The organism is Armatimonas sp. (assembly GCF_964826245.1).
Genome location: NZ_CBAYMC010000211.1, coordinates 1 through 7,741, shown reverse-complemented (window position 1 = coordinate 7,741; position 7,741 = coordinate 1). Strand labels below are relative to the sequence as shown.

The 7,741-nt window shown below is 60.9% G+C and carries 8 protein-coding genes and 1 pseudogene; 3 read left to right on the top strand and 6 right to left on the bottom strand.

Translation table 11 applies throughout. The features are described from left to right. From AC1XOS_RS17285 to AC1XOS_RS17265, 5 genes and pseudogenes are all read right to left on the bottom strand, one after another. Window positions 1-334, bottom strand: a pseudogene (locus AC1XOS_RS17285) (hypothetical protein); the annotation flags it as partial. Between the two features lie 149 nt (window positions 335-483). After that, entirely contained in the window at window positions 484-1,026 is a 543-nt protein-coding gene (locus AC1XOS_RS17280) for a hypothetical protein (protein ID WP_481963472.1), read from the bottom strand. A gap of 9 nt (window positions 1,027-1,035) precedes the next feature. Next, on the bottom strand, window positions 1,036-2,796 hold the full coding sequence (locus AC1XOS_RS17275) for a hypothetical protein (RefSeq protein ID WP_481963471.1): 1,761 nt from the start codon (window positions 2,794-2,796) through the stop codon (window positions 1,036-1,038). Window positions 2,797-2,966: 170 nt separating this feature from the next. Next, complete coding sequence (locus tag AC1XOS_RS17270) at window positions 2,967-4,301, bottom strand: DUF1501 domain-containing protein (RefSeq protein WP_481963470.1); 1,335 nt, start codon at window positions 4,299-4,301, stop codon at window positions 2,967-2,969. A 5-nt stretch (window positions 4,302-4,306) separates the two neighbouring features. After that, window positions 4,307-4,720 carry a protease inhibitor I42 family protein gene (locus tag AC1XOS_RS17265; protein ID WP_481963469.1) on the bottom strand — a complete coding sequence of 138 codons (414 nt, stop codon included), beginning with the start codon at window positions 4,718-4,720 and terminating at the stop codon, window positions 4,307-4,309. Window positions 4,721-4,810: 90 nt separating this feature from the next. Here AC1XOS_RS17265 and AC1XOS_RS17260 point away from each other — a divergent pair, with 90 nt between their 5' ends. From AC1XOS_RS17260 to AC1XOS_RS17250, 3 genes are all read left to right on the top strand, one after another. Then, window positions 4,811-5,959, top strand: coding sequence for an exo-beta-N-acetylmuramidase NamZ family protein (locus AC1XOS_RS17260; protein ID WP_481963468.1), 1,149 nt, complete (start codon window positions 4,811-4,813; stop codon window positions 5,957-5,959). Window positions 5,960-6,065: 106 nt separating this feature from the next. Then, window positions 6,066-6,425 carry a ComEA family DNA-binding protein gene (locus AC1XOS_RS17255; RefSeq protein ID WP_481963467.1) on the top strand — a complete coding sequence of 120 codons (360 nt, stop codon included), beginning with the start codon at window positions 6,066-6,068 and terminating at the stop codon, window positions 6,423-6,425. Between the two features lie 30 nt (window positions 6,426-6,455). Further along, a complete protein-coding gene (locus AC1XOS_RS17250; protein ID WP_481963466.1) occupies window positions 6,456-7,061 on the top strand; it encodes an HAD family hydrolase in 606 nt (201 codons plus the stop codon). A 199-nt stretch (window positions 7,062-7,260) separates the two neighbouring features. Here the strand turns inward: AC1XOS_RS17250 and AC1XOS_RS17245 are convergent, their stop codons facing one another. Continuing rightward, complete coding sequence (locus AC1XOS_RS17245; RefSeq protein ID WP_481963465.1) at window positions 7,261-7,626, bottom strand: RNA-binding S4 domain-containing protein; 366 nt, start codon at window positions 7,624-7,626, stop codon at window positions 7,261-7,263. Window positions 7,627-7,741 lie beyond the last annotated feature (115 nt).

Sequence of the window (7,741 nt, the reverse complement as noted above, 5' to 3'; positions counted from 1 at the left end):
GAGAGGTGAGAGAGGTGAGGGGTTGCCAGGCCCAGTGAGGCTTCTCGGGCTTGGTGGCACGTGCCCAGGCGGCGAGGGGCGTGAGCTCACTCTGAGCAAGCTTGCCGCTGGGGGGCATTTTAATTTCTCCGTCGTAGGCAACGGCAGCGAGGACTTTCTTCGCAAGTGCCGCCGTGAGGGGTCTATCGAGGCGGACACCCGCCGATGCCTGCTCGGGGCCGTGGCAAGAGAGGCAGCGTGTCTTGAGGACGGTTGCTGCCGCCGTGGGTTGGGGCTGGGCGTGGGCTATCGTGCCCAGGACCAGCAAAACGCCGCAAAGAAAATGCCGCACCATGGGGGTTTATTCCCGATAGTGCGGCAGGTCTCCTGCTTTGGATCGCCCCCGTTTGTCCTCTCGGTTAGAGCGGGAGAGCTTGAGAGCCTACGGCTGCGAAGGGCGTGCCGCCCATAATACGGGGGCGATCTAAACGGAGGCGAGCTACACTACTGGAGCATCGCGTCGGCAGCCTTGGCCACGTCGGCGACCTTGGCTGCATCCACATCCACAAAGTTGCTGCGGACACGGGAGGCGCGCCATAGGATCACGGTGTTCTGAGCTTCGGGGCTGATCTTGTAGCTGGCGATATCCGATGCCGAGGTGCCTTGGGGGAGGAACACCAGTGGGATGGTGATCCCCTTCTCGGTAGCGATCTTCTTAATGGTCGCTGTGGCTTCGGGGCCGCTCATGAAGACCGCAAAGCTCTTTAGGCCTTTCCCGGAGCGGGCATTGACCACTTTTTGCAGGTCGACGAGAAGCTGACCGGCCTTGGCGGGGTCGTTCTTAACAAAGGCGGCGAGCACGGGGGAGCCACCGTACTGGCAGCGGTAGCAGAGCTCCTTGCCCTTGTTAGGGCCGGTGACATCGACGACCTGGAAGGGAGCGGGCTGCACACCCGGCTTGAGGCCGGACTCGATTGCGGCGAATGCTGCGACTGCCAGCAGGCTGGCGGCAGCGACTAGACCAAACTTGAGATTCATGCTTTTCAATTCCTTATTTTAGAGTTCCCGAACATAGTGCAACAGATCAACGCGCTCCTCTGCGGAGAGAAGCTCGATCTTTCCATGAAGGCTATTCGTATTTTGTTGCGTAAATACCTCCTCTAGGGTTGTGGCCTTCCCATTGTGTAGGTAGGGCGCACTGTCGTAGACCCCCTTGAGGCGCGGCACTTGCAAAGACACGCCCTCAGGGGTGGTGCCGATCCAAGCCTTGCGCTCTCCCCCAAACCGTGGCCCCGAGTGGCAGGTGGTGCAGGCCGCTTTTCCTTCAAAAAGTAGTTTACCCCGAAGTGCGGCGAGAGTAAATGCGCCGGTGGGAGTACGGTAGGGATTGGGGGGCTCGGGGATGGCGCCGACATAGTCTGCGAGGGCGGCTTTCTCGCTCTCGGTGATAGTGGGAGTTTGCAAGAGGCCCTTGAGCTCGCCCTCGACAAAGTGCCGAATAGTCGGCTCGTGGCCGCTCCAGCGATACGGCGAGCTTCCCCCAATGTCACCACGGAGCGCCTTGGCGTTGCGGTCGGTCTGCTTGCCGAGGGCATCAGGGACATGGACAAACTTCCAGGAGATGCCATCGGTGCCGCCATCGGGGTGGCAGGAGTTGCAGCTAAACTGCTCACCATTGACGATCTTGGCGCTGGCAAAGAGGTAGCGCCCGAGGAGGTTGGGGTCTTTGCGTGGAGTGGCTCCCAGCGAGACGCGGCGGAGGATTTTGAGCGTGGTGGGATCAAGGACGGCCAGGTCGTTGCCGAGTAAATTCGCGACCCAGAGCTCTTTCTTATCTGGGGTGAAGGCCAGCCCACGCGGATGCGCCCCAATATCCGAGACCGTACGCGTCACGCCCTCGCCATCGACGGGCACGACATTGACACTGTCGCCGCCACTACAGGTCACGTAAGCAAGCTGCTCCCGTGCGTCGAGTACCACCGAGTCCGGGTCGGAGACATCGGTGCCCATGAGATCCAGCCAGAGGTTCTCGATCCCGTTGCGCGGGCCGCCGGGGGCTTGGACAAAGGCCTGGTTGGACCAGATCCCGATAGGAGTCTCGGTGGGGCGCTCGTTCTGGGCACGCTGACCCACGGCAAAGACATGGCGCCCGTCGGCAAAGGCCGCGACCCCGCGCAGGTTGACCGAGGGAACCTTGGCCGTCCCCCGCGCTGCAAGGCTCGCCGTGTCGAAGTAGCTCACGGTTCCGGCGGTGAGGTTGGCCGCGACGAGCGTGCTGCCATCGGGGGTGAGGGCGAGCGCTTGAGGCCGGTGCCCCGTGGGAAGGGTCGCCGTGATTTTTCGTGTGGAGATATCCAGCACCACCACTTGGTTGAGCTGGCTCACAGAGACAAAGGCTCGCTTCCCATCCGGAGTGACCACCACATCCCAAGGCATCCCCCGCAGGGGGAGTGTCTCGGTCTTGTTGGCCTTGAGGTCGAGAAACGCGACGGAGCCGCTGAAGCTATTGGTGACCAGCGCCAGTGCACCGTCGGGGGTGACCGCCACGCCCGTGGGCTGCATCCCACCAGTTGGTATATGCCGCAGTACTTTTCCCGTCGCCCGCTCAATCACCGCGAGCGCACCTTCGTCGTACTCCGTCACCAGCGCGAGGGTGCCATCGGGGGTGAAGGCCACTTCATAGGGGCCACGGTTACCGCCCACAGCGAGCTGCACGGCAGGCGAGGGGGGCACGGAGTCCTGTGCCCGCAGGGGGAGCAGGGCTCCCCCGACCAGGCTTCCCAGCGCCCCGATTCCGAGGAGTACATGACGCATCATACGGCAATTGTACCTCGCATGGACGGTAAACGTCCTGTTCGGAACTATGGGTAACTTGTTGTCTAGACACGGCTCCTGTGATGTGTGTTACGGGACGGGGAAAGAGCTACAGCCCCCTGGTTTTTTCGTTTTTCTCATCTGCGCAGAGATGCAAGCTATGGCGACGATGGCTATGTCAGGATCTCCGAGATGATCTTCCCGTGCACATCGGTCAGGCGGCGGTCAATGCCGTTGTGCCGGAAGGTCAGGCGCTTGTGATCTATTCCGAGCAGATGCAAGACCGTGGCGTGCTGGTCGTAGCAGTACGTAGGGTTGACCGCTGCACGGAAGCTCCACTCGTCGCTCTCGCCATAGCTGGTGCCACCTTTAATGCCGCCACCCGCCATCCAGCTCGTAAACGCCGCCGGATTATGATCGCGGCCCTTGCCACCTTGGCTGCAGGGCATTCGTCCAAACTCCGTGGTCCAGATCACGATGGTGTCATCGAGCAGGCCGCGTGCCTTGAGGTCTTTGAGCAGCGCGGCGGCGGGCCTGTCCAGCTCCGCGCCGAGCATCCCGTGATCTCTCGCTAAGTCTTCGTGCGAGTCCCAGTTGCGCCGAGGGAAGCCATTGTCCGCGCCGCTCCAGATCTGCACAAAGCGCACGCCGCGCTCTAAAAGGCGCCGCGCGGTCAGGCAGCGCCGCCCCAGATCGGCCGTGAGGGGATCGTCCACGCCATAAAGCCTGCGCGTCTCCGGCGACTCCCCCGTGATATCGAGCACCTCGGGAGCGGAGAGCTGGAGCCGTGCGGCGAGAGCGTAGGACTGGAGCCGGGCACTAAGGCGTGTGTCACCGGGCCGCGTGGCTTGGTGGGCCTTATTGAGCTTCTGCAAGAGCGCCTGGCTCTCACGCTCGCTCTGGGGCGTCAGATAGGGGCGCTCGGGCGGAAACAGATCGTAGATCGGGGTCTTCGTGCCGGCTTTCACCACGGTTCCCTGGTGCGTTGCGGGCAGAAACCCCGCGCCCCAGTTCGCCGGACCGTTGGGCGGGACGCCACGGTTGTCGGGGAGCACCACAAACGTCGGCAAGTTGTCGTTGAGCGAGCCAAGGCCGTAGCTGAGCCACGCGCCCATGCTAGGAAAGCCGGGCAGGACAAAGCCGGTGTTCTGCATAAATGTCGCCGGGCCATGCACATTGGACTTGGCGACCATCGCGTAGAGAAACGCCATGTCGTCCACGCACTCCGCCAGATTTGGCAAGAGCCCACTCACCCAGCGTCCGCTCTTGCCGTAGCGCTTCCACTCCCACGGTGAGGGCATCACCACGCCCGGCGCGCTCTGGAACAGCTCCACTTTCCCACCGGGATCGAACTTCTCGCCGCGCCGCTTAATCAGCTCGGGCTTGTAGTCAAACGTGTCGCACTGGCTGGCCGCGCCAGACATGAAGAGCTGCACCACACGCTTCGCCTTGGGCGCATGGTGCAGGGTCTGATTCTCGATAAAGCTGAGCGCCAGTGTGTCTAGCATAAGAGCTACCTATTTTTCACTTTGACCTGGACTTGCCAGATATTCTCTAGGGCAACTTTGGGATCAAAAGGACGGACGTTGATCAGGCGGAGATAACCCGTGCCAGGAGCGGTTGTCTCAAAAATGAATGTCTCCTCGCCACCCGCCCCGACCAGACGTGGATTGGCGGGTGTCTGGGTGTACTTACGGCTTTTGAGCTTCCAGGGATCGTTCCCACTGAAAAAATACCAGCTATAGCCCGTTGAGGGGTTGGCGGGGAGACGAATTGTTATCCTCTCCCCACGCTTAACCGTGATCTCTTTATCGTTGTCCAAAACACCAAGGACTCTCGGCGGAGACTGGTGCGCCGTGGCCAGAAGCGCGGTGGCCAGAAACGTGGCTCCTAAGAGGGGGAGAGTACGAGCGAGTTGTCGAGACATGGACAATTTTACCATTTTCGTCTGGAACGACTGCATGTATTTCCTGAAGCCTGTGCAACTCTGCCGACGGCGACGTTGTAGAATAGTCTCATGGAAACAGTTTCTACTTCTTCTGTGTGGTGTGGCGTGGACGTGCTGGTACGGGATAAATTCTCCGCACTGGGACGTGGAACCGTTGGGCTGATCACGAACCACACGGGGCTTACCATAGACGGTGTGGCGACCGCAGATATTCTGGCGGAGTCCTCTGCCGTGCAGCTTAAGGCGTTCTTTGGGCCGGAGCATGGGATTCGCGGCGCAGTGGATGAGAAAGTCCCAGATGGCAAAGACCCTAAGACGGGCCTGCCGGTGTACTCTCTCTACGGCGAGCGCTACGAGCCCACAGCGGAGCAGCTTGCGGGAATCGAGACCCTGGTCTACGACATCCAGGATGTGGGTTGCCGCTTCTATACGTTCCTCTCTACCCTAGGGCACTGTCTGACGGCGGCGGCAAGGCACGGAAAGCGCTTTATCGTCCTGGATCGTCCTAACCCCATTGGCGGCGTCGCGATGGAAGGTCCGATTGCAGACAAAGACAAGCTCGCCTTTGTCGCGTACCACCCGATCCCGGTGCGCCACGGCATGACCATGGGCGAGATGGCGCGGCTGATCGTCGCTGAGAAAAACCTGAAAGTGGATCTCACGGTCGTCCCCTGCGAGGGCTGGAATCGTCGCGACTACTTCGACACCACCAGCCTTACCTGGGTCAATCCCTCGCCCAACATGCGCTCTCTCACGCAGGCAACGCTCTATCCGGGAATCGGGCTGGTCGAGTTCACCAATCTCTCCGTAGGCCGGGGTACCGACACGCCGTTTGAGTGGATCGGGGCTCCGTATATCGAGCCGCGTCGGCTGGCAAGTGCACTCAATGCGAAGAATCTCCCAGGTATTCGCTTTATCCCCGTGCGCTTCACGCCCAAGGCCAGCAAGTTCGCAGGTGAGCTCTGTGGCGGTGTCAACTTTCTGGTGACCGATCGCCTAAAGCTCCAGCCCGTGCGAGTTGGTCTGGAGTTGGCACTCACGCTTCGCAAGCTCTACCCGAGTGCGTGGCAGGCGGAGAAGCTCATGACGCTGCTGGTCAATCGTCAGGCGATGGACGGCGTCTTGGCAGGCGAGGACTATGCGAGTCTTGCTCGCCGCTGGAGCCCCAGCCTGCGCACGTTTGCCAATCGCCGCAAGCCACACTTGCTCTATCCGTAAAAATAAACTTTCGGGTTTTTATCAGAATCAGGGGTTCTCACCCGTTCTAGGGGTGAAAGCGGGGGAGAGACCTCCGCAAGAACCAACCAAGAGGAAACCTGAGACAATGAAAACGATCTTTACCCAACTGACGATCTGCGCCGCCGCTCTTTTGAGCCTGACCACCCTGAGCCTCGCTCAGACGCAGACCACCGAGAAAGCTGCCCCTAAAGCCGCTGTGATGGCGACGAAGAAAGCCCCCAAGGCTGCGAAAACGACCAAGGCGGAAGCGGGAATGGTCGCGCTCAACAAAGCGACGGCCAAGGAGCTAGAGAGCCTTCCGGGAGTCGGCCCCGCCATCGCCGAGCGCATCGTCGCCTACCGCACCGAGCAAGGCAAGTTTAGCGAGCTCAGCGAGCTGATGAAAGTGAAGGGAATCGGGGAGAAGAAGCTCGCCCAGCTCCGTCCGCACCTCACCCTCGACTAGGCTTCCGGCGTGGCGTGATACGATGGGAGCGTGCTAGATCACCTGATTTCGATGCCGCTCCCCTTTACGCCGGGGGGCATTATCTTTGACTGCGACGGTACCCTGGCGGACACGATGCCGCTCCACTACCAGGCATGGCGAGCCACTCTTGACCGTGCGGGGCACCCGACAATGTTTACTCGGGAGCAGTTCTATGCCTGGGCCGGGGCGCCTGCCTACGAGATTCTAGAGTGGCTTTCCCAGCAGCACCAAGTGACACTCGCACTGGCGGAGCTGACCCATGAAAAAGAGATGACCTACCAGAAACTCATTCCTCAGCTCACGCCTATCGAGCCTGTTCTCGCGGAGCTTCGGCGCTTTTACGGGACTGTCCCTCTGGCGGTGGTTTCAGGAGGGATGCACGCACTCGTCGAGGAGACACTGGACATCTTGGGGATTCGAGACTGCTTTGTGCGGATCATTGGCTCCGAGGATGTTAACAAAGGCAAGCCTGATCCCGAGGGGATGCTGCTTGCTGCCGCAGCGCTCGGTGTAGCACCTGCGGATTGCGTCGTCTACGAGGATGGTCCGGCAGGGCTCGAGGCGGCGCGGCGTGCCGGGATGCGTGCCGTGGACATTATGAAGTTTATCGGTTAGAATTACCGAAGCGATGTCTGCAACCCTACCCTCTTCAACCCCGTCCCCCAAACCCGAAAATCGTCTGGCGACACGTCTCTTCGCCTTCGTGGTAATCGTGGCGGGGCTGGCTCTGGTGGGTTATGTTTTTTTGACCGCGAAACAGCTCTTTGAGGCCCCCTCGCAACCTTTGCCGACTCCACCGCCGACGCCTAAGCCACTACCCGGTGCGACGCCTGCGCCGGACAACAACGCGGCGGGTGCTGGTGCGCTTCAGGCGGGCTGGCTGTTCGTGGGCTACATCAAGCGGCTGCTGGCCTTGCTCATGATGTGTATCGCCGGGAGCATTGTCGCCGCCCTCGGAGTTCGACTCTGGGGTAAGCGCTAGCTCCGCGCCGTCGGGGAACACGACCGAGTCGCCTGGCCTTAGCTTGCGCCCTCGCCGTTGCTCGGGCTCCCCATTGATCTCGAAGCCGCCCTCTTCCAGCAACCGCTTCGCCTCACCGCCCGTCATGGCGATTCCGAGCGCTTTTAGAAGCTGACCCAGGGTAATAAACTCCCCACGTACCTCAAATCCTTCGTCCATTTTAGGATAATCCCTCCCGGTAAATTGTCAGTGCCACGCGCATTGAGGGGAATGCAATCTCGTCTAGTTCCACGTCTTTAGGGTCAAGCCAGAGTGCCTCGCTTGCCTCATCTTT

Excerpts from the sequence above, each read along its gene's own strand:
- AC1XOS_RS17275 (WP_481963471.1), bottom strand. The coding sequence starts at position 2,796 with ATGATGCGTCATGTACTCCTCGGAATCGGGGCGCTGGGAAGCCTGGTC.
- AC1XOS_RS17270 (WP_481963470.1), bottom strand. The coding sequence starts at position 4,301 with ATGCTAGACACACTGGCGCTCAGCTTTATCGAGAATCAGACCCTGCAC.
- AC1XOS_RS17265 (WP_481963469.1), bottom strand. The coding sequence starts at position 4,720 with ATGTCTCGACAACTCGCTCGTACTCTCCCCCTCTTAGGAGCCACGTTT.
- AC1XOS_RS17260 (WP_481963468.1), top strand. The coding sequence starts at position 4,811 with ATGGAAACAGTTTCTACTTCTTCTGTGTGGTGTGGCGTGGACGTGCTG.
- AC1XOS_RS17255 (WP_481963467.1), top strand. The coding sequence starts at position 6,066 with ATGAAAACGATCTTTACCCAACTGACGATCTGCGCCGCCGCTCTTTTG.
- AC1XOS_RS17245 (WP_481963465.1), bottom strand. The coding sequence starts at position 7,626 with ATGGACGAAGGATTTGAGGTACGTGGGGAGTTTATTACCCTGGGTCAG.